The 25832-nt window shown below is 67.6% G+C and carries 25 protein-coding genes; 9 read left to right on the top strand and 16 right to left on the bottom strand.

Going from position 1 to position 25832, the window contains the following annotated elements:
* Window positions 1–2: 2 nt before the first annotated feature.
* The 5 genes from AC1DR7_RS11380 to AC1DR7_RS11360 form a co-directional block, all read right to left on the bottom strand.
* Window positions 3–2288, bottom strand: coding sequence for a TonB-dependent receptor (locus tag AC1DR7_RS11380; protein WP_457319434.1), 2286 nt, complete (start codon window positions 2286–2288; stop codon window positions 3–5).
* Between the two features lie 155 nt (window positions 2289–2443).
* Window positions 2444–2836, bottom strand: coding sequence for a hypothetical protein (locus AC1DR7_RS11375; RefSeq protein ID WP_457319435.1), 393 nt, complete (start codon window positions 2834–2836; stop codon window positions 2444–2446).
* An 80-nt stretch (window positions 2837–2916) separates the two neighbouring features.
* On the bottom strand, window positions 2917–3249 hold the full coding sequence (locus tag AC1DR7_RS11370) for a non-heme iron oxygenase ferredoxin subunit (protein ID WP_256775751.1): 333 nt from the start codon (window positions 3247–3249) through the stop codon (window positions 2917–2919).
* Complete coding sequence (locus tag AC1DR7_RS11365; RefSeq protein WP_457319436.1) at window positions 3246–3782, bottom strand: GNAT family N-acetyltransferase; 537 nt, start codon at window positions 3780–3782, stop codon at window positions 3246–3248. Before AC1DR7_RS11365 ends, AC1DR7_RS11370 begins: the two co-directional genes overlap by 4 nt.
* Before the next feature lie 90 nt (window positions 3783–3872).
* The gene (locus AC1DR7_RS11360) at window positions 3873–4571 is read right to left on the bottom strand and encodes a hypothetical protein (RefSeq protein WP_478052018.1); all 699 of its coding nucleotides are present in this window, start codon (window positions 4569–4571) and stop codon (window positions 3873–3875) included.
* A gap of 75 nt (window positions 4572–4646) precedes the next feature.
* On the opposite strand from AC1DR7_RS11360, the gene AC1DR7_RS11355 reads away from it, so the two are divergent.
* Window positions 4647–5081: a hypothetical protein gene (locus AC1DR7_RS11355; protein WP_478052867.1), complete on the top strand. Its 435-nt coding sequence runs from the start codon at window positions 4647–4649 to the stop codon at window positions 5079–5081.
* A 243-nt stretch (window positions 5082–5324) separates the two neighbouring features.
* Here AC1DR7_RS11355 and AC1DR7_RS11350 read toward each other — a convergent pair whose 3' ends face one another.
* From AC1DR7_RS11350 to AC1DR7_RS11330, 5 genes are all read right to left on the bottom strand, one after another.
* A complete protein-coding gene (locus AC1DR7_RS11350) occupies window positions 5325–6581 on the bottom strand; it encodes a cysteine desulfurase (protein WP_478052866.1) in 1257 nt (418 codons plus the stop codon).
* Complete coding sequence (gene sufD, locus AC1DR7_RS11345) at window positions 6578–7840, bottom strand: Fe-S cluster assembly protein SufD (RefSeq protein ID WP_256777479.1); 1263 nt, start codon at window positions 7838–7840, stop codon at window positions 6578–6580. The genes AC1DR7_RS11350 and sufD overlap by 4 nt, the downstream gene beginning before the upstream one ends.
* On the bottom strand, window positions 7840–8604 hold the full coding sequence (gene sufC, locus AC1DR7_RS11340; RefSeq protein ID WP_457319249.1) for a Fe-S cluster assembly ATPase SufC: 765 nt from the start codon (window positions 8602–8604) through the stop codon (window positions 7840–7842). Before sufC ends, sufD begins: the two co-directional genes overlap by 1 nt.
* Before the next feature lie 66 nt (window positions 8605–8670).
* Window positions 8671–10146: a Fe-S cluster assembly protein SufB gene (sufB, locus tag AC1DR7_RS11335; protein ID WP_478076492.1), complete on the bottom strand. Its 1476-nt coding sequence runs from the start codon at window positions 10144–10146 to the stop codon at window positions 8671–8673.
* Window positions 10147–10162: 16 nt separating this feature from the next.
* Window positions 10163–10615, bottom strand: coding sequence for an SUF system Fe-S cluster assembly regulator (locus AC1DR7_RS11330; RefSeq protein WP_256777476.1), 453 nt, complete (start codon window positions 10613–10615; stop codon window positions 10163–10165).
* Window positions 10616–10790: 175 nt separating this feature from the next.
* Here AC1DR7_RS11330 and AC1DR7_RS11325 point away from each other — a divergent pair, with 175 nt between their 5' ends.
* Window positions 10791–11258, top strand: a complete 468-nt coding sequence (locus AC1DR7_RS11325) for an SET domain-containing protein (protein ID WP_256777475.1) — start codon at window positions 10791–10793, stop codon at window positions 11256–11258.
* 138 nt (window positions 11259–11396) lie between these two features.
* Window positions 11397–11939, top strand: coding sequence for a type 1 glutamine amidotransferase domain-containing protein (locus tag AC1DR7_RS11320; RefSeq protein WP_457319247.1), 543 nt, complete (start codon window positions 11397–11399; stop codon window positions 11937–11939).
* A 69-nt stretch (window positions 11940–12008) separates the two neighbouring features.
* Here the strand turns inward: AC1DR7_RS11320 and AC1DR7_RS11315 are convergent, their stop codons facing one another.
* The 4 genes from AC1DR7_RS11315 to AC1DR7_RS11300 all read right to left on the bottom strand — a co-directional run bounded on the left by AC1DR7_RS11315 (window position 12009) and on the right by AC1DR7_RS11300 (window position 14727).
* Window positions 12009–12605 carry a DUF1439 domain-containing protein gene (locus tag AC1DR7_RS11315; protein WP_256777473.1) on the bottom strand — a complete coding sequence of 199 codons (597 nt, stop codon included), beginning with the start codon at window positions 12603–12605 and terminating at the stop codon, window positions 12009–12011.
* Between the two features lie 99 nt (window positions 12606–12704).
* Window positions 12705–13241 (bottom strand): hypothetical protein, encoded by a 537-nt coding sequence (locus AC1DR7_RS11310; protein WP_256777472.1) that lies wholly within the window; start codon window positions 13239–13241, stop codon window positions 12705–12707.
* Between the two features lie 49 nt (window positions 13242–13290).
* On the bottom strand, window positions 13291–13599 hold the full coding sequence (locus tag AC1DR7_RS11305; protein ID WP_457319245.1) for a DUF3861 family protein: 309 nt from the start codon (window positions 13597–13599) through the stop codon (window positions 13291–13293).
* Between the two features lie 729 nt (window positions 13600–14328).
* Window positions 14329–14727, bottom strand: coding sequence for an HU family DNA-binding protein (locus AC1DR7_RS11300; RefSeq protein ID WP_038689886.1), 399 nt, complete (start codon window positions 14725–14727; stop codon window positions 14329–14331).
* A gap of 376 nt (window positions 14728–15103) precedes the next feature.
* Between AC1DR7_RS11300 and AC1DR7_RS11295 the strand changes: the two genes are divergently transcribed.
* Together AC1DR7_RS11295 and AC1DR7_RS11290 are read left to right on the top strand one after the other, a co-directional pair.
* Entirely contained in the window at window positions 15104–15538 is a 435-nt protein-coding gene (locus AC1DR7_RS11295) for an OsmC family protein (RefSeq protein WP_312238668.1), read from the top strand.
* Window positions 15539–15613: 75 nt separating this feature from the next.
* A complete protein-coding gene (locus AC1DR7_RS11290) occupies window positions 15614–17290 on the top strand; it encodes an amidohydrolase (protein WP_457320961.1) in 1677 nt (558 codons plus the stop codon).
* Between the two features lie 32 nt (window positions 17291–17322).
* On the opposite strand, the gene AC1DR7_RS11285 is transcribed toward AC1DR7_RS11290, so the two are convergent.
* Window positions 17323–18198, bottom strand: coding sequence for a PhzF family phenazine biosynthesis protein (locus AC1DR7_RS11285; RefSeq protein WP_478050921.1), 876 nt, complete (start codon window positions 18196–18198; stop codon window positions 17323–17325).
* Between the two features lie 179 nt (window positions 18199–18377).
* Here AC1DR7_RS11285 and AC1DR7_RS11280 point away from each other — a divergent pair, with 179 nt between their 5' ends.
* Genes AC1DR7_RS11280 through murD form a run of 3 tightly spaced genes read left to right on the top strand, consistent with a single transcriptional unit; the run spans window position 18378 to window position 23757 of the window.
* Window positions 18378–20981 (top strand): bifunctional aspartate kinase/diaminopimelate decarboxylase, encoded by a 2604-nt coding sequence (locus AC1DR7_RS11280; protein ID WP_457319463.1) that lies wholly within the window; start codon window positions 18378–18380, stop codon window positions 20979–20981.
* 33 nt (window positions 20982–21014) lie between these two features.
* Window positions 21015–22367 (top strand): UDP-N-acetyl-alpha-D-muramoyl-L-alanyl-L-glutamate epimerase, encoded by a 1353-nt coding sequence (murL, locus tag AC1DR7_RS11275; protein WP_457319462.1) that lies wholly within the window; start codon window positions 21015–21017, stop codon window positions 22365–22367.
* On the top strand, window positions 22348–23757 hold the full coding sequence (murD, locus tag AC1DR7_RS11270) for a UDP-N-acetylmuramoyl-L-alanine--D-glutamate ligase (RefSeq protein ID WP_457319461.1): 1410 nt from the start codon (window positions 22348–22350) through the stop codon (window positions 23755–23757). The genes murL and murD overlap by 20 nt, the downstream gene beginning before the upstream one ends.
* Window positions 23758–23893: 136 nt before the next feature.
* Here murD and AC1DR7_RS11265 read toward each other — a convergent pair whose 3' ends face one another.
* A complete protein-coding gene (locus AC1DR7_RS11265) occupies window positions 23894–24496 on the bottom strand; it encodes an SMI1/KNR4 family protein (RefSeq protein ID WP_457319460.1) in 603 nt (200 codons plus the stop codon).
* A 227-nt stretch (window positions 24497–24723) separates the two neighbouring features.
* Between AC1DR7_RS11265 and AC1DR7_RS11260 the strand changes: the two genes are divergently transcribed.
* Window positions 24724–25524, top strand: coding sequence for a dienelactone hydrolase family protein (locus AC1DR7_RS11260; RefSeq protein ID WP_256777531.1), 801 nt, complete (start codon window positions 24724–24726; stop codon window positions 25522–25524).
* Window positions 25525–25832: the final 308 nt, after the last annotated feature.

Raw genomic sequence — 25832 nt, 5'->3', positions numbered from 1 at the left:
GCTTAGAACGTGAAGTTGAAGGCCAGCGTGGCCGAACGACCCGGCGCGATGGCAGCGTAGTGCGAAGCGTACGCCTTGGTGAAGTAGGTTTTGTTGGTCAGGTTCTGCACGTTCAACTGCAGGCTGTAGCGCTCGCTGAAGGCGTAGCCCACCATCGCATCCCAGCGGATGTAGGACGGCACCCACTTGGTGTTGTTGACGTTGCCGTAGACCTTGTCCACGTAGTTCGCGCCGGCGCCCAGGCTGAGGCCTTCGACGAACGACGGCGCCCAGGTGGTCCACAGGCTGGCGCTGTGTTTGGCGGTGTTGGGGAACTGGTTGCCGTTGAACGGCGAGGGCACGTACACCCCGTTGACCAGGGCAAAGCCGTTGTCCTCGACTACCGCGTCCAGGTAGGTATAGCCACCAAACACCTGCCAGCCCTGCACGATCGTGCCGCTGAAGCCGATCTCGGCGCCCTTGACCTTCTTGCTGCCCGCGTTCTGGGTGGTGCCCGCATCGCTGGTGACGCGCGCGTTGGTCATCTCGGTTTCGAAGATCGCACCGGTCAGCGACAGGCGCGCATCGAACAGGTCCCACTTGGTGCCCAGTTCGATGTTGCGGCTGCGCTGCGGCTTGAGATCCTGGATGGTGGCGCTGATGCCATCGGCGCCATCACCGCCGTCGGTGCCCACCGGGGTGGAGGAGGTGCCCCAGGACAGGTAGATGCTGCCGTTTTCCACCGGCTTGAAGACCAGCCCGGCCTGGCCGTTCCAGAACGAGGTGTCGTTGCGCAGGTGCTGCAGGTTGGCTGCGGCCGTCGGGTTGAACTGGTGGGTGCTGTAGTCGTCGAAGCGCGCGCCCAGGTTGAGCATCCACTGCTCGCTGAAGCTGATGGTGTCGAACACGTACGCCGACTTCGTGCGCGTGGTCTGGCGCACGTCATTGGCGGGGTTGCTGCGGGTCACGGTGTGCAGCGACGCCCACGGATCGTTCGGGTTCGGGTTGGTCAGGTCGGTGCAGTTGTAGCCGGTGGCCGCGCCGGTCGTCGGGCAGCTCTGGTTGCCGGTGATCGGGTTGTTGGTGCCGCCGGTGGTCTGTCCGTTCGGGCGACGCACCTCGCCGATCAGGTAGTTGCCGCGCACGGTCTTCTCGCTGCTGTATTCCACGCCGGCGTTGAAGCTGTGGCGCAGCGGGCCGGTCTCGATCTCGCCGGTCACGCTGGTCTGGTTGATGAAGCTGTCGGTCTGCGTGGCGCGCGAGTTGGTGCGGCGCCAGACCGTGCCGTACAGGTTCGGATTGCCCTTGCTGTCGTCCGGCTGGGTCCACAGGTAATCGTTGCGGGTATCACCGTAGCGGGTGATGTTGCGCAGCACGATGCCACCGAAATCATGCGACAGGTTCAAGGTGGTGATGTCGGCGCGGGTCTTCTGGAAGTCACGGTCGACCAGGCCGTAGAACGCGTCGCGGTTGGTCACGATCGGGCTGCCGTCGCCGTTGAGCGCCAGGTTGGCGCCGCTGGTGAACGGGTTGCTGTACGGGAAGCCGCCGGCGTCGGGCAGGTCGTCGGTTTCCATGTGGTAGTGGCTGATCACCCCCTGGGTCGGACCGTTGAGCCCGAACGCCAGCGACGGCGCGATGCCCCAGCGGCTGCTGTTGACTTCATCACGGCCGGCCACGTCGGCCTCGTGCTTCATGAGGTTCACGCGCGCGGCGATGCCGTCGCCGATGACCTGATTGGCGTCCAGCGTGCCGCGGTAGTAGTTGTCGGTACCGGCGGCCAGCGAGCCCTGCACGAAGTTGTCCAGCTTCGGGGTCTTGCTGACCAGGCTGATGGTGCCGCCGGCCGAACCGCGACCGGAGTAGGCCGAGCTGGGGCCCTTGACCACGTCGATCTGCTCGATCGCGAACACCTCGCGGGTCTGGCTGCCGGCATCGCGCAGGCCGTCCACGTAGATGTCCGAGGCCGAATCGAAGCCGCGGATGAAGGGACGGTCGCCGGTCGGGTTGCCGCCTTCGCCGGCACCGAAGGTAATGCCCGGCACGGTGCGCAGCGCGTCCAGCAGCGTGGTGGCCGCGGTCTGCTCGATCACCTGCTGGGAGATCACGCTGACCGACTTGGGCGTATCCAGCAGCGGCGCGGTGAACTTGGACGACTGCGCGCGCACGCGCTCGCCGTGCACGTCCACGCCGTCCAGTTCGGTCGCGCGCTGCGGCTCGGCGGCGGTGTCGGTGTCGGCATGGGCGATGGCGGGGGCGGCAATGGCCAGCAGCAGGGCGGACGACAACGGGGTCGGGCGAACGGTCATGGGAGGTCCTGGACGTACGGGCAAGGGCGGACCGGCAGGCGGTCACGGCGGCGAGCGGGTGGGAAGGTCGGGAAAGCGAACAAACGAACAGGCAGGGCCGCTGGCTGCGCAGGCGCAGACAGGGCGGGGCCGTCACGCGGGGCGTGCGGCGGGGATCAGGCGGTGGGAGGGGCGTGGCCCGGGTTGAGGCGCAGCGAAGGCTCCATCCGCTGCCAGCGCAGTGCATCGGCAGGCCATAGCGGAATCGCTGCTACCCACGCGTTGCGGCGCAGCGGGAACAGTGCGGCAGCGCTCCCGGGCTCGGTATCGGCACTCGCGTCGCTTTTGGCGCTGTTTTCGCTGGCCGGCGCATCAGGGCAGGGCAGCGAAGGCGCTTTCTGGCCGGTGTCGGTGGCCATCGCGGCGGCTTCAACCTGCTGCGCAAGCGGCCCAGGACCGTCCTGCACGCCGCGGGTGGCGCCCGTATTCAGCCAACCGGCGGCCAGCAGCACCACGCAGAACGCGGCCCACAGGGCGACAACATCGATGGCGGAACGGGTGAGAGACACGGGCGACCAGGCAGGCGCGGCCAGGCGGCCGCGGTGCACATGGTAATGCTAGCAATTCGCATTTTCAAAACGCCGGGCGTTCAGTCGCGGTCGTCGCGGGTCCAGACCCCGTCGTGTTCGCGCTTGACCGGGAACTTGGCCACCGGAGAGTAGGCCGGGGCGCACAGGGCGCGGCCGTCGCGGATATCGAAACGCGCTCCGTGCAGCACGCACTCGATGCTGGCCTCGGCGGTGTCGAACGTGCCCGAGGACAGCTCGAACTCATCGTGGGTGCACTGGTCTTCGAGCGCGTAGAGCTCGCCGTCCAGGTTGAACACCACGATCGGGGTGCCGGTGACCTCGTCGAAGGTGCTCTTCATTTCCCCGGCCAGCAGCTCGGCGCTGGCGCAGACGAAGGTCCAGGTCTCGCTCACGCCTGGACCGCCAGCGGCTTTTCCAGGATCTCGAAGCGCAGGTCGTCGCGCTTGGGCGTGCCGAAGCGCGCGTCGCCGTACGGGAACGGCTTCTTGATCCCGGTGCGCACGTAGCCGCGGCGCTCGTAGAAGGCGATCAGTTCCTCGCGCACGTCGATCACCGTCATCTGCATCACCGGCACGCCCCATTCGCGCGCGGCGTGGGCCTCGGCCGCATCGATCATCACCTTGCCGATGCCGCCGCCCTGCTGGGCCGGATCGACCGAGAACATGCCGAAGTACCCCTTGCCGCGGTCGTCGGCCACGTGCGCGCAGGCCAGCAGCTGGCCATCGCGCTCGGCCAACAGGATGGTGGAACGCGGGCGCGCCAGATCGGCCTGCAGGCTTTCGGCATCGATGCGCGCCCCATCCAGCAGGTCGGCTTCGGTGGTCCAGCCGGCACGGCTGGCGTCGCCGCGATAGGCCGAGGTGACCAGGGCAATCAGGGCGGGGATGTCGGCAGCGGTGGCCGATCGGAAGGTCAGGGTGCTCATGGGCACATTCTAGGCGGGGTGGGCGGTGGCGGGGAGGGGGCAGGGGAGGCAGGGCGAGGCAGGAGGAGGCGACGGGCGGTTGGCTGGCCGCTATCGGGGGACCGGTGATCGGCAATCGCGGAGCGGCACTCGGCGGAACGGCAAGCGGCGGAACGGCAAGCGGCGGAACGGCAAGCGGCGGAACGGCAAGCGGCGGAACGGCGGATCGTCGAATCGCCGGATCGCCGGATCGCCGGATCGCCGGATCGCCGGATCGTAGGATCGTCGAATCGTAGGATTGGTAGTGCCGAGCCATGCTCGGCAACCCGCAATGCGGCGTCGCGATCCGCTGGCGGTGAGCGACGCAGCGAAACGACAACGCTGTTTATGTCTCCTGTCCGTCTGCAATTGCCAGCACAGCTCTGAGACGGGCCGGATTTGACCGGTCTGATCCGACTGGAGAATGCCAGCGATGCGATACATGCCGATCTCGATGACCACCTTCACGATGTGTTTTGTCTTGAACTGGCCCGTCGCGACACGGGGTTTATCTTGGCATCGCGCCGAGACTGGATGACGACGTCGTAAAGCGACTTGTTTGCTAACCGTCATGGAGTGATTTGACCGACAAGTCGTCCGCAGCAAACGCATCCATTGAAATGATGTTGGATGTAAACGTTTGCATGCGACAGCGTGAATCGCCACGCGCAGAATCATCGAAACACTGCGTTGGTTACCTATCGGAATGCAGCCTAGGATGACCTGCGTCTCCTGCGATTGCGTCGCAATGTTCGCAACAGTGCGATGCATGACAGGGTCCGCGCCGTTGCCGTGGTGACAGCCGAGCAGCGCGTCTTCCTCCCCCAATCTTCGCTGGTGCTTTCCATGAAACAGTTTCTGATGCTGTGCGTACTGCCGTGCGCGGTGTTTTTTCTGCTGGCCGCATGTCGAGGGTCGACGACGTCCAGCGGGACCTATCTTTCTCCGGAACAGACCGCGCAGGTTCTGGCCAAAGCCCAGGGTGGCGACCTCCACGCCATCAAGCGGCTGATCTCGCACTACGAAGCCAGCGGCGACGTGGACGGGCTGGCAGGTCCGTGGCGGGTGCGGGCGCGGAAACTGGGGGATCCGTCGGAGTTGTACCACCACGCCGCGTGGTGCTTCGCCGCGTCACGGGAAGAGCAGGACCCGAAGGTGCGTGCGCAGTTGCTGGAGGACGCGTTGGCGTCGGCGAAGCGGGCGAGCGTGGTCGATCCCTCGGCGCAGTTGTTGGCCGACCAGATCGCCCACGTACAGATGGAAGCCACGCGGGCCGAATAGGGCTGCGCGTCAGCGCATGAAGAATTCGACCGGGAACGCCGTTCCACGGGCGCCGAACGGTCGTCGGGCACCGTGGGAAGCGGGGCGGCGCTGCGGAATGCCGCGTGAGCTGGCGGGACATGTTCCGCGCGACTGCGCCGGGACGGCCTCGCGCAGTCAGCCGTGATCCAACGGCCTGGCCACCCGGAAAACAAAAACGCCGTGGCAAGCCACGGCGTTTCGCTGCCAAGGGGGTGTTGCACCTCACCCCAGCAGCTTGCGCACCTTGTTCAAGGCCACGATGAAGCGCTCGATCTCCTCATGCGTGTTGTAGAACGCCAGCGAGGCACGGCAGGTCGCGGCCACGCCGTAGTACTGCAGCAGCGGATGAGCGCAGTGCTGCCCCGAGCGGATGGCCACGCCTTCCAGGTCGAGCAGGGTGGCCAGGTCGTGCGCGTGCGCGCCTTCGATCAGGAAGGAAACCACGGCCGCCTTGTGCGGCGTGGTGCCGAAGATGCGCAGGCCGTCAATCTTGTTGAGCTCTTCGGTGAAGTGCGCCAGCAGCTCGGCTTCGCGGGTTTCCACGTGCGCCAGGCCGAGGGATTCGAGGTAGTCCACCGCTACGCCCAGGCCGATGAAGCCGGCAATGTTCGGGGTGCCGGCTTCGAACTTGTGCGGGGCATCGTTGAACACGGTGCCCTCGAAGCTCACTTCCTTGATCATCTCGCCGCCACCGATGAACGGCGGCATCGCGTCGAGGTGTTCGCGGCGGGCCCACAGCGCGCCGGTGCCGGTCGGGCCGCACATCTTGTGCCCGGTGATGGCGTAGAAGTCGCAACCGATGGCGGCCACGTCGACCTTGCGGTGCGGCACGGCCTGGGAGCCGTCGACCACGGTGATGATGCCGCGCTTGCGTGCTTCACGGCAGATCTCGCGCACCGGGTTGACCGTGCCGAGCACGTTGGAGACGTGGGCCACGGCCAGCAGCTTGACCTCGGCGGTCATGGCACGACGCAGGGCGTCCAGGTCGAGCGCACCGTCGGGGGTGATCTCGGCCACGCGGAGGGTGGCGCCGGTGCGCTCGGCGACCAGCTGCCACGGCACGATGTTGGCGTGGTGCTCCATGCGCGAGACCAGGATGACATCACCGGCCTTCAGCCGCGGCAGCGCCCACGAGTACGCGACCAGGTTGATCGCGAAGGTCGTGCCGCTGCATAGCACCAGCTCGCTGGGGCGCACGTTGAGGAAGCGCGCGAGCTTGTTGCGTGCGCCCTCGTAGGCGTCGGTGGCCTCGGTGCCCAGGGCATGCACGGCGCGGCTGACGTTGGCGTTGTAGCGGCGGTAGAACTCGTCCACCGCGCCGATCACCTGCACCGGCTTCTGGCCGGTGTTGGCGTTGTCGAAATAGACCAGCGGCTTGCCGTGCACTTCGCGCATCAACAGCGGGAAATCCAGGCGCACGCGATCCCAGTCCGGGGCCGCCACGGTATCGGCCGCCGGGCGCGGGGTGGACAGGTTCATGCCACGCCTGCCCGTGCCAGGGCCAGGTCGAGCTGGCGGCGCAGCTGTTCGGTCAGGCGTGCGTCGAGCGCGTTCAGCGGTTCATGGCAGAACGCGGCACTGAGCAGCTGCTGGGCCTGGTCGGCGGGCAGGCCGCGCGAGCGCAGGTAGAACAGCGCATTGGTGTCCAGCTGGCCAACGGTGGCGCCGTGCGCGGCCTTCACTTCGTCGGCGTCGATCACCAGCGTGGGCTGGGTATCGATCTCCGCGTCGGCCGACAGCAGCAGGTTCTTGTTGGACAGGTTGGCATCGGTGCCATCGGCGCCGGCGCGGATGTGGATGCCGCCGTGGAAGACCACCCGGCTGCGGTTGGCGGCGACGCCACGCCACACCATTTCCGAGGCGGTATCGCGCGCGATGTGCTCGATGCCCAAGCGGGTGTCGACGTGGCGACGGCCATTGCCGAGCAGCACGCCGTTGGCAGTCAACTGGGCGTTGTCGCCTTCCAGGCGCACGTTGAACTCGTGGCGGCTGAGCGCGGCGCCCAGTTCCAGGTCGATGCGACGGTACTGCGCGTTGCGGGCCAGCACGGCATCGGTACGCAGCAGGCTGGTGGCGCGGGTGGCGTCGGCCTGCACGCGGGCATGCGAGAGCACGGCGTCCTGGGCCAGGTGCACGTGCACCAGGGTGTTGCCCAGGTGCGCGGCATCGCCGACGTGCAGGTGATGTTCGACCACGCCGAGCGCGGCGCCGCTGCGCAGCTCGATCAGGTGGCGGTGGTGCCAGGCCAGGTCGGCGCTGCCGGCCACGCTGACAAACACCAGCTGCAGCGGCAGGTCGATCTTCGCAGCTTCGTCCACGCGCACCAGCACGCCTTCGTCGGCAAGGGCGGCGTTGAGGCGGGCGAACACTTCTTCGCTGCGCTCGAAACGACGGCCGAGGAAGCGCAGGGCTTCATCGCCGGCGGCCAGTGCCGAGGACAGCGTCTGCAACTGCACGCCGGCGGGCAGCGCGCCCAGGTCGCTCAGTGCATCGGACGGGCGGCCGTTGACGAACACCAGGCGCGGCGACGGGATGTCGGCCAGCAGCGCAGCATCGACCTCGGCGGCCGCAAGCGGCGCGGGGCTGAAGCTGCGACGCTCCAGCTGGCGCAGCGAGGTGTACTTCCAGGCTTCGGTACGCGGGCCGGGCAGGCCGGCCTGCAGGGCGGCATCCAGTTCGGCACGACGCGCGTCGCTGCCGCAGAAGCCGCTGGCGAGGGAATCCAGCAGGACGCTCATCAGACCGCTGCCTCGGGAACGACGCGATCTTTCAGGAAGTGGTAGCCGTGGGCTTCCAGTTCCAGCGCCAGCTCCGGGCCACCGGTCTGCACGATTTTGCCGTCGGCCAGCACGTGCACCACGTCCGGCTTGATGTAGTCCAGCAGGCGCTGGTAATGGGTGATCACGATGAACGAGCGGTCCGGCGAGCGCAGCGCGTTGACGCCGTCGGCCACGCTCTTGAGCGCATCGATGTCCAGGCCGGAGTCGGTTTCATCCAGGATCGCCAGCTTGGGCTCGAGCACGGCCAGCTGGAAGATCTCGTTGCGCTTCTTCTCGCCACCGGAGAAGCCTTCGTTGACGCCACGGTGCAGCAGCTCGTCCTTCAGGTGCAGCACGGCCAGCTTCTGGCGCACCAGCTTGAGGAACTGCATTGAATCCAGTTCTTCCTCGCCACGCGCCTTGCGCTGGGCATTGAGCGCGGCGCGCAGGAAGTAGGTGTTGTTCACGCCGGGGATTTCCACCGGGTACTGGAAGGCCAGGAACAGGCCGGCGGCGGCGCGTTCTTCCGGCGCCAGGTCCAGCAGGTCGCGGCCTTCGAACTGCACGCTGTCGGCGCTGACGTCATAGCCTTCGCGACCGGCGAGCACGTTGCCCAGGGTGGACTTGCCGGCGCCGTTGGGGCCCATGATGGCGTGCACCTGGCCCGGCTTCACGCCGAGCGAGAGGCCCTTGAGGATGTCCTTGTCGCCGATGCGGGCGTGGAGGTTGTCGATCTTCAGCATGATACGAATCCGGGGTAGAGCCACGCCATGCGTGGCTGAAAAATTCAAACGAAGGCGGCTGTGGGGTTAACCCACGGACCCTTCCAGCGAGACTTCCAGCAGCTTCTTGGCTTCCACCGCGAACTCCATCGGCAGCTCGCGGAAGACCTGCTTGCAGAAGCCGTCGACGATCATCGACACGGCGTTTTCCTGGTCGATGCCGCGTGCGCGGCAATAGAACAGCTGGTCGTCGGAGATCTTGGAGGTGGTCGCCTCGTGCTCCACCGTCGCACTCGGGTTCTTGACCTCGATGTACGGGAAGGTATGCGCGCCGGACTTCTTGCCGATCAGCAGCGAATCGCACTGGGTGTAATTGCGCGCGCCGTCGGCGTTGCGGTCGACCTTGACCAAGCCACGGTAGGTGTTCTGGCCGCGACCGGCGCTGATGCCCTTGCTGACGATCTTGCTCTTGGTTCGCTTGCCGATGTGGATCATCTTGGTGCCGGTGTCGGCCTGCTGGCGATGATGGGTGAGCGCGACCGAGTGGAACTCGCCCACCGAGTCGTCGCCCAGCAGCACGCAGGAGGGGTACTTCCAGGTGATCGCCGAGCCGGTTTCCACCTGGGTCCAGGTCACCTTGCTGCGCGCGCCACGGCATTCGGCACGCTTGGTGACGAAATTGTAGATACCGCCCACGCCGTTCTCATCGCCCGGGTACCAGTTCTGCACCGTGGAGTACTTGATCTCGGCATCGTCCAGCGCGACCAGCTCGACCACCGCGGYGTGCAGCTGGTTCTCATCGCGCATCGGCGCGGTGCAGCCTTCCAGGTAGGACACGTACGCCTTGTCCTCGCAGATGATCAGGGTGCGCTCGAACTGGCCGGTGTGGCCGGCGTTGATGCGGAAGTAGGTGCTCAGTTCCATCGGGCAACGCACGCCCCTGGGGATGAACACGAAGCTGCCGTCGGAGAACACCGCCGAATTCAACGCGGCGAAGTAGTTGTCGCCGACCGGCACCACCGTACCCAGGTACTGCTTGACCAGTTCCGGGTGTTCCTTGATGGCTTCGGACATCGAGCAGAAGATCACGCCCTTCTCGGCCAGTTCCTTGCGGAAGGTGGTGCCGACCGAGACCGAGTCGAACACCGCATCCACGGCCACGCCGGCCAGCTTGGCGCGCTCGTGCAGCGGCACGCCCAGCTTGTCGTAGGTGTCCAGCAGCTCCTTGGGCACGTCATCGAGCGAGGCGTACTTGGGGCCCTTGGGCGCGGAGTAGTAGCTGAGCGCCTGCAGGTCGATCGCGGCGATCTCCAGCTTGGCCCAGTCCGGCATCGGCATCGTCAGGAAGTGACGGTAGGCCTCCAGGCGCCACTGCGTCATCCATTCGGGCTCTTCCTTCTTGGCCGACAGGGCACGGATGGTGTCCTCGTCCAGGCCAGGCGGCAGCGAGTCCGATTCGATGTCCGTGATGAAGCCGGCGGCGTACTTGCGGCCGAGCTGCTCATGGATCTCGCGGTTGGGGGTATCGCCGGCGGCGACGGTGTCGAGGGTATCGGTGGCCATGGGGGCTGCCTGTGGATCAGGAGACGACATCCGCCGCGATCACGCGGCGGGGAGCGTCAACAAGGGGAAGAGGGGGCAGGATCTGCGCCAGGCTGACCGCACGCAGTGCTTCGGACACCACGTCGTTGATCAGCCGCCAGCTGCTGCGCGCGCCGCACTGCATCTCACGTCCGCACTGGCTGTGTTCGTGGGCGCACTCGGTCAGGCCCAGCGGGCCCTCCATGGCTTCCACGATCTCGAACAGGGTGATCTGGTCGGCCGCGCGGGTGAGGCGGTAGCCGCCGCGCACGCCACGCAGGCCTTCGACCAGCCCGGCCTGGGCCAGCGGCTTGAGCAGCTTGCTGACGGTGGGCGGTTCGAGGCTGGCGAACTCGGCCAACTCGGTGGCACTGAGCACCTCGCCCGGGCGGGCGGCGAGCACGGTCAGCACGACAGTGGCGTAATCGGTGAGCTTGGTGACGCGGAGCATGGGGAGGGCACAACCTTAAAGCGGACTGAAATTGTACGCTTTTCTCCGCGGGCATCCAACCCACCCCGTTCAGGGGCGTGGCGGCGGGGCCTCGCGGGGGCGGGCGCGCGCGTCGCTTTGGCAATCACAAAGATTAAGCGAGAATCGGTGCCTACCTCTCGCAACGGCCAGCCAGATGCCCAAGAAGATCCAAGCCCGCAAGTCCTCCATCCATGGCAATGGCGTGTTCGCGCTGGCGCCGATCAAGAAGGGCGAGCGGGTCATCCAGTACAAGGGGCTGCTGCGCAGCCACGCCGACGTGGATGCCGATGATACCGGGGACGTGGAAAGCGGGCACACCTTCCTGTTCACCCTGAACGACGATTACGTCATCGATGCCAACTACAAGGGCAACGATGCGCGCTGGTTGAACCACAGTTGCGAGCCGAACTGCGAAGCGGTGATCGAAGAGGCCGAGGGCGACAACCGCCGCGAGGACAAGGTGTTCATCGAGGCGATCAAGGACATCAAGCCGGGCGACGAGTTGACCTACAACTACGGCATCACCCTGGCCGAGCGCCACACCGCGCGCCTGAAGAAGATCTGGGAATGCCGCTGCGGTTCGAAGAAGTGCACCGGGACGATGCTGCAGCCCAAGCGCTGATCGCACCCCTGGCGTACCGGCCCTTGGTCGGTACCCGCTGCGCAGCGCGGTGGATACCGACATGGCGTGCACATGCCGGTCACTGTTGCCCAATGCGCAACTGCGCAGACTGGAGGCTCCTTTTCAACGGAGCTTTCCATGGCACACGCACTCAACGGCAAGCAGGTGGCGGTTCTGGCCACCGATGGTTTTGAACAGTCCGAGCTGCAGGAACCCAAGCGCCTGCTGGAATCCTGGGGCGCCACGGTAACGGTGATCGCGCCGGGCGACGCCAAGCAGATCCGCGGCTGGAAGGACAAGGATTGGGGCGAGAGTGTCGCCGTCGATCAGGCGTTGGCCGGTGCCAAACCCGAGGCGTATGACGCGCTGGTTCTGCCGGGTGGGGTGATCAACCCGGACAAGCTGCGCATCGATACGCAGGCGGTAGCCTTCATCAAGAACTTTGGCGCCACCGGCAAGCCGGTCGCGGCGATCTGCCACGGACCGTGGTTGCTGGTGGAATCGGGGTTGGCCAAGGGCCGCGCGGTGACCTCGTGGCCATCGTTGAAGACCGACCTGGGCAACGCCGGCGCGCAATGGCTCGATGCCGAGGTGGTGGTGGACGGCAACCTGATCACCAGCCGCAAGCCCGATGACATTCCGGCGTTTGCCGATGCGGTCGCCAAGGCGTTGGCGGGTTGATCCGTGCGGGTACCGATTAACCATCGGTACCCGCCGTACGTTTGGAGCTTGCCGAGCAACGAGCGGTCTTTACCGGCCCAGCATCCCGGCCGGCACCAGCTTGCCCAAATCCTGATTGAAGGTAACCACCAGCTTGCCGTTCTCGACCTGGGCCGACTGCACCTGCAGCGCGCCGAGCACGCCGGCCACGGCCGGGTCGATCTTGTAGATCGGCTCGCGGCGTGCGTAGTCGGTCAGCCAGGCGTTGAGCAGGCTGCGCGTGCGCGAATCCAGCCGGCCACCGTTGTTGGCCGGAGTGAAGTCATCCACGGTCGGCTGGTCCAGATGGAAGCCCTGGGTCTGCGCGTCGTAGCGCAGGCCGCTGCTCAGCTTGACCTTGCCCAGTGCGGCCGGCGCACTGCCGGCGGTGGCCATGGCGATGTCGAAGCCCAGATCCAGACGGTTGCCCTGCGGCAGCGCCAGCTTCGGGTGGCTCATGGTCATCGCGATGAGGCCGCCGAGGGCGTCCTGGGTGCGCGGGAAGCTGCTGTCCAGGTACTGCTGGACGTCGGGAGCGCCGACGGACAACTGGCGGCCGGACACGCTCGGTGCGGCCTGTGCGCCCACAGCGGCGGCAATCAGTACGGTGCAGGCGGCAAGACGGGACAACAGCGGTCGTACGTTCATGGTGTCAGGCCGGGCAGGGAAGAGAGACGCCAACGATAGCGCTTTCGGCTGAATCCAGCTTTGACGGCGCATGGCGGCATGCACGGCGTTGCCGCAGGCTCAGTCGAGCACCGGTTGCAGTGACGCGCCGTGGATTTCCCAGCCGCTGTCATCGGCGCGCGGCTGCAGCCGATACCAGCCTTTGTAGCGCACGATCCGATCGGCGGTGGTGACCCGGAGGGTGACCGGCACCTCGCGCAGCCGTGAGGGCTGCGCTGAATCGCGGGCGATGGGAACATCGCTTTCCAGGCGGATGCCGCGTACGCCGGGCAGCTGCATGAGATCGTGCAGGGCGGCGTCGTCCCTGCCTGCCGCGCCGCCGCTCCATAAGGCCTCGGCGGCGGCATGGTCGCGGCGCATCACCGCGTTGAAGTAATTGCGCACGACGGTGTTTTCGTCGGCTGCGTCGGGCGGCACGGCGCTCAGTATTGCCGGCGCCATCGCGACTACCGCGCCCGCCTGTGCATCATCGGCCGCGGCAGGCGCGGCTGCGCGCGTGGTCGCATCTGCCTGGGTGCTGCCGGCGTCACCGGCATGACGCTGGCACGAACATCCACCCAGCAGCAGGAGCGGCAACAGGATCACGGCACGACGCATGGCGGACTCTCCCCGGAGAAGGGGAGAGTGTAGCGGGCGGTCGCTCGCGTCAGGGGGCTTGCTGGATGTCCTGGAGCGCGCCGAGCACTTCACCCAGCTGCGGCTGCAGGCGGGTCAGTGGATGCGACGGTTCCTGCGCGTGGCGTTGGGCCAGGTCGTGCAGGAGCTGGATGGCCACGATCGCCGCCGCACGCTCATCACCACTGAGGCCGCTCTGCCGGCGCGCGACTTCCAGCAGGCGCATCCAGTCCTGCTGGGCGCGGTGTTCCAGTTCGATCGTGCAGCGTCCGCTGCACTGCAACCCGTCCTTCTCGATCGGGGTAACGGTAATGCGGTAACGCTGGGAGGGGCTGGTCATGGCGGCTGGCGTTGGGGGGACAGGCCCACCATAGGCGGGCACATCGCCGGCGACGACCGGTGCGGTCGCACGCAGTGTTCCACCTTGTGCGTTCCAGGTGCAGGCCAATGCGTGGAAAGGGCTGTGGCAGCGGGCTTTGCGCGCCGGATTGTGCGATCGGACGCGTCCGGCAACGCTGTGTCTCGCTACCTGCGCGGCAGCGCAAAAAAAGGTTCTTCGCCTGCATATGGAGCAAGCACGAAGCGCGCCTTGAATCATTTTCCGCGTGGCGGTCGGTGGTTGGGGCGCTGGGCCCCCATACCCTTTCCGGCGAATGTCCCCCGGCCGCGGGGCGGCCTCCTCCTTTATTTCGCCTCCAAGGGCATGGGGGCCCAGCGCCCCAACCACCGACCAGCGCCAAAAAAGCCTGGCTTCTACCTGCTTACCGCAAGCCGAGCCCCGTAGCGGCCGGCAGGCGCCTGGGCAAAATCAAGGAGGAGGCCGCCCCGCGGCCGGGGGACATTTGCGCCAGGGGCCTRCCGGCCGCTACGGGGCCCTCACGCGCGCGACAAACCCAACCGAAGCCACAGCCCCTATCCACACACCGCCGGCACTGACCGTCCACACGAGCAGCGGCGTGCCCAATCTGCGATGGCCCTTGCAACAAGACGCTCCCTCAGACGGGAGAAGAACCAAAAAAGAACGGGACGGCCAAGGCCGTCCCGTCCGGTGCTGCAGGAAACGCGCCTGTTACAGCGCAGCGTCCTTGAGCTTCTTGAGCGGACGCACCTTCAGCTTGGTGGAGGCCGGCTTGGCGGCGAACCACTGCTCTTCCTTGGTGAACGGGTTGATGCCCTTGCGCTTCGGCTTGGCCGCGACGCTGACGGTGGTGATCTTCAGCAGGCCCGGCAGGGTGAAGCTGCCAGCGCCCTTCTTGTGCACCGAAGCGGCGACGGCGCCTTCCAGCGAGGCGAGCACGGCGCGGACGTCCTTGGCGACAACGCCGGACGTTTCAACGATGTGTGCAACCAGACCAGACTTGCTCAGTACGTCCTTGATCGGCTTGGGAGCGGCCGGCTTGGCGGCTGCCTTGGTAGCGACTTTCTTTACTGCCTTCTTCGGGGCAGCCTTCTTAGCGGTCTTTGCCATGGTTTCCTGTTCCGTGAACGGTTGGTTGTTTGGTCGCGCCGAACCCGGTCGGCAAGCGAAATGTAGGGCAACAATGCGGCGCCGCCAATAGGCAATCGCATAAAAATTCGCGATTTCCCGCCTGTTGGTTACCGCAGTGCATCAGTACATGCCCGGAAAACAGGGGGCGCGACCACCCGGGAGGGACCGCGGCGGCACCAGGACGTTGCGCCGGATGCAGCGCAAACCCCTTGAAAACAGCGGTTATTTTTCTTCCGGCGGGCAAGGCGGGGCCTGCTCGGGGCATGCGTCGTCACGGCGGGCACACAGGCCCGACGCGGTGCTAACGCCGCATCGTCCATGCTGGCCCTGCCATTCATCCGCAGGAGACAAACCGATGGGTATTTCGCGTCATGCCACCGCGCACTGGGAAGGTGACCTCAAGACAGGCAAGGGACAACTGAGCACGCCACAGAGCGGCCTGATGGACAAAACCCGCTATGCCTTCAGCAGCCGCTTCGGCGATGAGAAGGGCACCAATCCCGAAGAACTGATCGCCGCCGCACACGCCGGCTGCTTCACCATGGCGCTGTCGGCCAAGCTCACCGAGGCCGGCTTCGTGCCCACCTCGCTGGATACCGAAGCCAAGGTCGACCTGTCCATGGAAGGCGGCCCGCAGCTTTCGCAGATCACCCTGAAGGTGAAGGCAGTGGTGCCGAAGATCGATGCGGCGCAGTTCCGCGCGATTGCCGACGACGCCAAGCAGAACTGTCCGGTGTCCAAGGCACTGAGCGCAGTGCCGATCAGCCTGGAGGCCGAGCTGGCGAGCTGAGCGTGCCGCAGTGCGCATTGAGTGAACCCGGCAGGGGCGGCATAGTCGCCCCTGTTTCGTTGCGGGGAGCATCGTATGCGCGTTCGTGTTCTGGCTGTCCTGTTGTCCTGTCTGTGCGCGACCCAGGCGCAGGCCGATGTCCGGCTGCTGACCGCCGCGACCCTCCACACCGGTGAGCCCGATGCACCGGCCGCTACCGCGCTGGCCTGGGACGATGCCAGCGGCCGCGTGCTGGCGGTGGGCGAGCGCAAGGCGCTGCTTGCGCTGTACCCGCTGGCGGCGCTGACCGACCTGGGCGATGCGACCGTGGTGCCGGGCCTGATCGATGCGTACGCCCACCTGATGTTCCTCGGCAGCACGCTGATGCAGGCCGATCTGACCGGCGCGACCAGCAAGGCTGAGATCGTCGCGCGGCTGCAGCGCTTCGCGGCCGACAACCGGGACGGCTGGCTGCTGGGCAACGGCTGGGACCAGAACCAGTGGACGCAGACGGATTTCCCGACCGTGGCCGACCTCGATGCGGCGTTCCCGGAGCGTCCGGTCTGGCTCGGGCGCATCGACGGACATGCCGGCTGGGCCAACAGCGCCGCCCTGCGTGCGCTGGCGAAGCAGCCCGGGCAGCGCGCCCTGGCCGGGCGCTGGCAGCCGGCGGGCGGGCGCATCGTCCGCGATGCGCGCGAGCAGCCCAGCGGAGTATTCATCGACGGCGCGATGGAGCTGGTGCGCGCGGCGATCCCGGCACCGAGCGAGGCCGCCCGCGAACAGATGCTCACCCGAGCACTGCGCAAAGCAGTCAGCCAGGGGCTGACCGGGGTGCATGACATGGGCGTATCGCGCGAGGACCTGGCACTGATGCGCCGTTTCGCCGATGCCGGCCAGCTGCCGCTGCGCATCGATGCCTATGCCGATGGCAACAGCGCGGCACTGGCCGATCTGTGCGCGCAGGGCGCGTATCGGCATCCCGGTGGGCGGCTGGCAATGCAGGGCGTGAAGCTGTTCATGGACGGCGCGCTGGGCAGCCGTGGCGCGGCGCTGCTGGCCGACTACAGCGATGACCCGCACAACCGCGGGCTGCTGGTGATCTCGCCGGACGACTTCGAGGCCGCCGTGCGCAAGGCCGATGGCTGTGGCGTGCAGGTGGCCACCCATGCGATCGGCGACCGGGGCAACCGCATCGCGCTGGATACCTACGCGCGCGTGCTGGGGCCGCGCAGCGACCGCGATCACCGCTGGCGGATCGAGCATGCGCAGGTGGTCGCGCTGCAGGACATTCCGCGCTTTGCCGAACTGGGCGTGATCGCATCGATGCAGCCCACCCATGCGACCTCGGACATGGGCTGGGCGCAGGACCGGGTCGGGCCCGAGCGCATTCTGGGCGCGTACGCGTGGCGGCGGATGCTCGCCGCCGGGGCGCATATCGCACTTGGCTCGGATTTCCCGGTGGAACAGGTCGACCCGCGGCTGGGGCTGTATGCCGCGGTGACCCGGCAGGATCGCGCCGGGCAACCGCCCGGTGGCTGGCAGCCGGACCAGCGCCTGAGCGCGGCCGAGGCGCTGCGTGGTTTCACCGCCGATGCGGCGTGGGCCGGCCACGACGAAGGCCAGGTGGGGCGACTGCAGCCGGGGCTGCGTGCGGACTTCGTGGTGCTGGATCGCGATCCGCTGACGGTGCCGCCGGCGCAACTGGCCGAACTGCAGGTGCGGTCGACGTGGGTGGATGGGCGGCCGGTGTACGAGGACGCGACGCACTGAGGCGCCACGTCGCGGTTAGCGCTGCGCGCTGATCACCAGTCCAGCGTGCCGCGGATGACCGTCTGCACCTGGCCGCCGGACCACACATCGCCAGCGGCATCGATGTGCAGGCTGAGCCGCGCATCGTGGCCGACCTCGCGGCCCTGGCTGACCACGTAGTCGCGCGCACCGCCAGGCAGGGCGTCGCGGCTGTCCAGCCAGGCGGCCAGCACCGCGTTGGCCGCGCCGGAGGCGGCATCTTCGAAGCGTCGGCCATTGCCGACGAACGCACGCACGGCCAGGTCCCAGGCCTGGCCCTGGCTGCGCGCATAGGCGAACACGCCCATGCTGTCGGTGCTTTCGGCGAGCGCGGCAATGGCATCCCAGTCCGGGCGGAGCGCGCGCAGGGTGGCCTCATCGCGCAGTTCCACCACCCACCAGCTGCGCCCGCCGGCCATCCGCGCCGGTGGCAGCGCGCCCAGCGCCCAGCCCTGCAGGGCGGCCTGCAGGCGCGGATCGGTGGCCTCGGTCACCTCGGCGACGCTGGCGCGCGGGGTGCGGATGGCGATGGTGCGGGCCGCGCCGTCACCGTCCACGCGCAGCGGCAGCGCCCCGGCGATGCCGTCCTGCACCAGCAGGCCGTCCACCGGCGCGGCCAGGCCGGCGTCGAGCACCGCATGCGCCGTGCCCACGCTGGGGTGGCCGGCGAACGGCACTTCCTTCTGCGGGCTGAACATACGGATGCGGTAGCTGGCCCCGGCCACTTCGGGGGCGAACACGAAGGTGGTTTCCGGCAGGCGGGTCCAGCGGGCGATGGCCTGCATTGCCGCCTCGTCCAGGCCCTCGGCGTCGAGCACCACGGCCAGCGGGTTGCCGGCGCCGGGATGGGGGGAAAACACGTCCAACTGCAGGAAACGGCGAGAGCTCATGGCGGCAAGGATCGGCAAAACGGTCGGGCAGCTTATCAATCCCCGGGGATGGGGACGTGCCCACCGAGGTCGCGCCGATGCCCCGCTGGCCCTGCCGGGGCCGGGCTTGGCATAGAATCGGGAGTTCGGCCGGTGTGCCGGGCGAATCCCCCTCCCACTACGAAACCCTCTTTACTTCCATGTCAGCTTCCCCCCTTGTCGATCGTTGGATCGTACTGAAGTTCGGCGGCACCTCCGTGTCGCGTCGTCACCGCTGGGACACGATCGGGAAGCTGGCGAAAAAACGTGCGGAAGAGACCAGCGCGCGGGTGCTGGTGGTGGTGTCGGCGCTGTCCGGGGTGACCAACGAGCTGACCGCCATCGCCGACGGTGCCGCCGACAGCCGTGCCCGCGTGGAGGCGCTGGTAACGCGCCACCGCGAGTTCCTGCTGGAACTGGGGCTGGATGCCGGCGCTCTCGACGCGCGCCTGGCCGGCCTGAGCGGGCTGCTCGACGATCCGCGCGCGGCCACCCGCCCGCTGGACTGGCAGGCCGACGTGCTGGGCCAGGGCGAACTGCTGTCCTCCACGGTGGGCGCGGCCTACCTGCGCGCCAGTGGCCTGGATTTTGGCTGGATGGACGCGCGTGAATGGCTTGATGCACTGCCGCCGCAGCCCAACCAGAGCGACTGGTCGCAGCGTCTGTCGGTGAACTGCCAGTGGCGTGCGGACGCGGCGTGGGCCGCGCGCTTCCGCGCCCAGCCGACCCGCATGCTGATCACCCAGGGCTTCATTTCGCGGCATGCCGATGGCGGCACCGCCATTCTTGGTCGCGGCGGCTCGGATACCTCGGCGGCGTACTTCGGTGCGCTGCTCGGTGCCAGCCGCGTGGAAATCTGGACCGACGTGCCGGGCATGTTCAGCGCCAACCCGCGCGATGTGCCCGACGCGCGCCTGCTGACCCGGCTGGACTATTACGAAGCGCAGGAAATCGCCACCACCGGTGCCAAGGTGCTGCACCCGCGCTCGATCAAGCCGTGCCGCGATGCCGGCGTGCCGATGGCGATCCTGGATACCGAGCGCCCGGAACTGCCGGGCACCAGCATCGACGGCAGTGCCGCGCTGGTGCCGGGGGTGAAGGCGATCAGCCGCCGCAACGGCATCGTGCTGGTGTCCATGGAAGGCATCGGCATGTGGCAGCAGGTCGGCTTCCTGGCCGACGTGTTCGGGCTGTTCAAGAAGCACGGCCTGTCGGTGGACCTGATCGGGTCGGCCGAAACCAACGTGACTGTGTCGCTGGATCCGTCCGAGAACCTGGTCAGCACCGACGTGCTGGCCGCGTTGTCGGCCGACCTGTCGCAGATCTGCAAGGTCAAGATCATCGTGCCGTGCGCGGCGATCACCCTGGTCGGACGCGGCATGCGTTCGCTGCTGCACAAGCTGTCGGATGTGTGGGCCACGTTCGGCCGCGAACGCGTGCACATGATTTCGCAGTCGTCCAATGACTTGAACCTGACCTTCGTCATCGATGAAGCCGACGCCGACGGCCTGCTGCCGATCCTGCATGCCGAGCTGATCGACAGCGGTGCCATGCCGGTCGAAGAAGGCGAGGTGTTCGGCCCGCGCTGGCGCGAGATCGCCGGTACCGTGCGTCCGCGCGACACCGCCTGGTGGCGGGGCCAGCGCGAGCACCTGCTGACCCTGGCCCAGGCCGGTACGCCGCGCTATGTCTACCACCTGCCCACGGTGCGTGCCCGCGCACGCGCGCTGATGGCGATCAAGGCCATCGACCAGCGTTACTACGCGATCAAGGCCAACTCGCACCCGGCCATCCTGGAGGTGCTTGAGCAGGAAGGCTTCGGTTTGGAGTGCGTGTCGCACGGCGAGCTCAAGCACGTGTTCAACACGCTGCCGACGCTGTCACCGCGCAGGGTGCTGTTCACCCCCAGCTTCGCCCCGCGTACCGAGTACGAAGCGGCCTTCGCGTTGGGTGTGACCGTCACCGTGGACAATGTCGAAGCGCTGCAGCGTTGGCCGGAGCTGTTCCGCAACCGCGAGCTGTGGTTGCGCGTGGACCTGGGCCGTGGCGAAGGCCACCACGCCAAGGTGCGCACTGGCGGCAAGGACTCCAAGTTCGGCCTGCCGATCGCGCGGGTGGATGAGTTCGTGCGCCTGGCCGGCGAGCTGGGTACCCGCGTGGTCGGCCTGCACGCGCACCTGGGCAGCGGGGTGGAAACCGCGCAGCATTGGCGCCTGATGTGCGATGAGCTGGCCGGTTTCGCGCGCCGCATCGGCAGCGTGGAAACCATCGACATCGGTGGCGGCCTGCCCATTCCCTACAGCGCCGACGATGAGCCCTTCGACCTGGACGCCTGGGCGATCGGCCTGGCCGAGGTCAAGGCCGTGCACCCGGCGTTCCGCCTGGCGATCGAGCCGGGCCGCTACCTGGTGGCTGAATCGGGCGTGCTGCTGGCCACGGCCACCCAGGTGATCGAGAAGGACGGCGTGCGTCGCGTTGGCCTGGATGCGGGCATGAACACGCTGATGCGCCCAGCCCTGTACGACGCCTGGCACGACATCGAGAACCTGAGCCGGTCGGGCGGGTACGCCGAGGCGGTGTTCGACGTGGTCGGCCCGATCTGCGAGTCCAGCGATGTGTTCGGCAAGCGCCGCAAGCTGCCGGTGTCCACCGCGCCGGACGATGTGATGCTGATCGCCGACGCCGGTGCGTACGGCTACGTCATGGCCAACACCTACAACCAGCGCGAGCTGCCGCGCGAGGACGTCATCGATGACGTGCCTTGACTGCTGCCTGCCGCCTTCTCAACCGGATACACCATGACTGCTTTCGATAAACACCAGGTTGCCGTTTTCCGCTTCGTCCGCTGCGATTTCGCTGCGGATACCGGCGTGGCGCACCTGGTCTACGCCTTCGACGACGGCCCCGAGCTGATCGAGACGGTGACCATCCCCGGCGCGCCCTTCGTGCTGGACGGCGCCCGCGCCGAGGCCGTGCAGCGCGCGCTGCGCCTGCTGCACCTCATTGCGGGCGTGAGCTACTACAAGGCCGGGGTGCCCGATCAGGTACGCATCGACGGTTACGCCATCGATGCAGCCACCGCGGCGCTGGTGGAGGACATCTACCTCAACGGCCTGGGCGAGTTCGCCTACCGCAACGGGCTGAACCTGCGCGGGCGCTTCCGCCTGCCGGCCGACGGCGAGGCCTTCGCGGCACCGGCCGTGGGCCTGCGCGAGCACGCGCTGGTCGCCATCGGCGGCGGCAAGGACTCGCTGGTCAGCATCGAAGCGCTGCGCGGATTGGGCATCGCCGAAACGGTGACGTGGATCGGCGGTTCACAGCTGATCCGTGCCTGCGCCGAACGCACCGGGCTGCCGACACTCAACATCGGCCGCGCGCTGGCCCCGGAGCTGTTCGAGTTGAACCGCCAGGGCGCCTGGAACGGGCACATCCCGGTCACCGCGGTGAACTCGGCGATCATGGTGCTGGCTGCGCTGCTGCAGGGCGTGGACCAGGTGGTGTTCTCCAACGAGCGCTCGGCCAGCTACGGCAGCCAGATTCCCGGCACGGGCGAGGTGAACCACCAGTGGTCCAAGGGCTGGGCATTCGAGCAGGCCTTCGGCGAGCACCTGGAAAAGCACGTCGCCGCCGACCTGCATTACTACTCGTTGCTGCGCCCGCTGTCGGAGCTGGCGGTGGCGCGCCAGTTCGCCAGGAGCGACTACTACGACGCGCATTTTTCCAGCTGCAACCGCAACTTCCACATTCTCGGCGAGCGCCCGGTGAACCGCTGGTGCGGGGTCTGCCCCAAGTGCCACTTCGTGTTCCTGGCGCTGGCTCCGTTCATGCCCAAGCCGCGCCTGGTGGCCATTTTCGGCCGCAACCTGCTGGATGATCCCGAGCAGGCCGGCGGCTTCGACGCGCTGCTGGAATTCCAGGACCACAAGCCGTTCGAATGCGTGGGCGAAGGCCGCGAATCGCGTGCGGCGATGGCCACCCTGGCCGCGCGTCCGGAGTGGGCCGAAGATGCGCTGGTGAAGCGCTTCGTGGCGCAGATCCAGCCGCAGCTGGATGCCACCGAGCTGCACATCGAACCGTTGCTGGTGCTGGAAGGCGAGCACCGTATTCCGGCGTCGATCTGGGAGCGCCTGCGTGCGAATTTCGCAGTTTGAGGGCAAGCGCGTTGCCTTGTGGGGCTGGGGACGGGAAGGGCGCGCCGCATGGCGCGTGCTGCAGCAGCGGCTGCCGTCGCTGCCGCTGACCCTGTTCTGCCCGGAGGCTGAAGCCGCCGACGCGCGCGCCGACGCGGGCGATGTGCTGCAGGTGCGTTCGGATGTGAGCGGTGAGGCCCTGGCGGCGTTCGAGGTGGTGATCAAGTCGCCGGGCATCAGCCCGTACGGTGAGGCAGCCTTGTATGCCGTCGCGCACGGCACGCAGTTCATCGGCGGCACCGCGCTGTGGTTTGCCGAACACGCCGATGCGCAGGGCATCGTGCGCGACACCGTGTGCGTCACCGGCACCAAGGGCAAGAGCACCACCACCGCGCTGCTGGCGCACCTGCTGCGTGCGTCGGGTGCGCGCACCGCGCTGGTCGGCAACATCGGCCTGCCGTTGCTGGAAGTGCTGGATCCGCAGCCCGCCCCGGATTACTGGGCGGTGGAGCTGTCCAGCTACCAGACCGGCGAAGTGGGACGCAGCGGCGCGCACCCGCAGGTGGCGATCGTGCTGAACCTGTTCCCCGAACACCTGGACTGGCACGGCAGCGAAACGCGCTACATCGAAGACAAATTGCGCCTGGTCACCGAAGGCGAGCCGCGCATAGCCGTGCTCAATGCGGCCGATCCGCACCTGGCGGCGCTGTCGCTGCCACGCAGCGAGGTGGTCTGGTTCAACCAGCCGCAGGGCTGGCACATGCGCGGCGATGTCGTGCACCGGGGTGAGCAGGCGGTGTTCGACACCGCGCATACGCCGCTGCCCGGTCGCCACAACCGCGGCAACCTGTGCGCGGTGCTGGCCGCGCTGGAGGCGCTGGGCCTGGACGCGGTGGCGTTGGCAGCGGCGGTGCAGGACTTCCGTCCGTTGCCCAACCGCTTGCAGACCATCGGCACGTGCGATGGCATCACCTTCGTCAACGACTCGATCAGCACCACCCCGCATGCCAGCCTGGCGGCGCTGGAGTGCTTCGCGGGGCGGCGTATTGCGCTGCTGGTGGGCGGACACGACCGCGGCTTGGACTGGCACGATTTCGTGGCGCACATGGCACACGACGTGCCACCGCTGGAGATCGTCACGATGGGTGCCAATGGCCCACGCATCCATGCACTGCTGCAGCCGCTGGCCGATGCCGGCCGTTTTGGCCTGCATGCCGCCGCCGACCTCGGCGAGGCGATGCAGGTGGCGCGCGCCGCCCTGGGCGTGCAGGGTGGGGTGGTGCTGCTGTCGCCGGGCGCGCCGAGCTATGGCGTGTACCGCGATTATGTCGCCCGTGGACGGCATTTCGCCGCGCTGGCCGGGTTCGATCCCGAGGCGATCACCGCCATCCCGGGGATAGGGATTTCGTAGAGCCGACCGTTGGTCGGCTGCCCTTGCAGGCAGAGCCACGCCATGCATGGCTGCGCGATCTGCGCCGAGAGCAGCCACGCATGGCGTGGCTCTACGCGGGTATGCGCGGCTTTCACCATCGGCAGCGATGGGACGGTCAGCCGTCTTCGTCGATGAAGGCGTAATCGCCGTCGATGAGCTGCTGCAGGTACGCATCGAAGTTCGGGGCGATCACCCGGTAGCTGTCCGGGTCGTGCAGGTAGCGCACCACCTGGCCGACTGTGCCGCCGGGGGCTGGATCGAAATCCAGGTACAGCACCGAGGTGCCGCCGTTGTTCATGCAGTGCGAGAAGCACAGGCGCTGGCCCATCGGCAGGTCGGCATCGATGCCGTCGCCCAGTATCTCCGCGTCCTCCTCGAGCCATTCTTCGTAGATCGAGCGGATGCTCTCGCCCCAGCGTTGCCACTGCGCACTGTCTTCGACGATCTGATCGGCCGAGCGCAGGTAATAGGGGTAACGCCCCTCCCCGACGTCCGAGCCCAGCATCAGCACCACCACCTCGCCCTTGGGGTAGGTGCGGAAATGGGTGCCGTCGACCCGGCCGAGCAGCACCAGCAGGCTCTCGGGCACCTGCGGCCAGCGCTCGCGCAGGCGCTGCAGATCGGTGCCGCTGGCGCCCTCGGTCCAGGCCCACATCGGCGCATCCTCTTGGGGCAGGCGCGGTAGCAGGCCGGCGAGGAAGCGATCAACCAGGGTCATGCGGGGCATTCCTTACGCGGGGGGCGGCCAGCCTGCCAGATCGGGGGCGCGTACGTCGAGCCGTTGACGGGCGGGCTTTGCGATCCGTTTCGAGGCGCGGAGCGATTTCCGTGCCCGGTGCGGCGAAAGGGTCACTGAGCGAAGGGCAGCCGACCAACGGTCGGCTCTACACGGCGTCGTCAGGTGGCCGGCATACACTCGGGGTTCTTTCTGTCGGGAGCAGACGCATGAACAAGCAATGGCGGTGGGGTGCGGCGGTGCTGTTGGGCATGACGGCGTTGCCCGCGCTGGCGGCGATGCAGGCCAAGCCCGTGGAATGGACGCAGGATGGCACCACCTTCAGCGGCGTGCTGGTTTACGACGACAGCGACACCGACACGCGCCCGGGGCTGGTGATGGTGCCGAACTGGAAGGGCGTGAATGACTCGGCCATCGCCAAGGCCAAACAGCTGGCCGGCGATGACTACGTGGTGCTGGTGGCCGATGTGTACGGCAAGGGTGTACGCCCGAAGACCGACGCCGAGGCCGGGCCGGTGGCGACCAAGCTGCGCAATGACCGACCGGTGCTGCGCGCGCGGGCGCTGAAGGCGATCGAGGTGCTGAAGGCACAGGTCGGCAAGGCGCCGCTGGATGCCAGCCGGATCGGCGCGGTCGGGTTCTGCTTCGGCGGCACCACCGTGCTGGAAATGGCCCGGGCGGGGGCGCCGCTGGCGGGCGTGGTCAGCCTGCATGGCGGCCTCGGCTCGCCGCTGCCGGCCAAGGCCGGTGGCACGCATCCCTCGGTGCTGGTGCTCAACGGGGCTGACGACAAGAGCGTCAGCAAGGACGATATCGCCAGCTTCGAGCAGGAAATGAACGCGGCCAAGGTTGATTGGGAGTTCACCAACTACAGCGGGGCCGTGCACTGCTTCGCTGAAGCGGACGCCAACAGCCCCCCGGGTTGCCAGTACAACGAACGGGCTGCCAAGCGCGCGTGGAAGACGCTGGATGAGTTCTTCGAAGAGCGATTCGAGACAAAACGCCGGTAGCGCCGACCGTCGGTCGGCTGSAACGCGCAGGGCGCGGTGCATSTATCGGTGATCGTGGTGCGGGCGCGAAGAGCAGCCGACCAACGGTCGGCTCTACGTGWCAGGGACCACATCGCCCCGGCGGTCGGCCCGTACGAACGMTCCSGTAGAGCCGACCGTTGGTCGGCTGCAACGCGCAGGGCGCGGTGCATSTATCGGTGATCGTGGTGCGGGCGSGAAGAGCAGCCGACCAACGGTCGGCTCTACGTGTCAGGGAYCACGTCGCCCCGGCGGTCGGCCCGTACGAACGCTCCGGTAGAGCCGACCGT

This window comes from Stenotrophomonas sp. P5_A9 (assembly GCF_056400525.1).
Note: the sequence above shows the minus strand (reverse complement) of the source record. Positions and strands in the feature narration are given on the sequence as shown.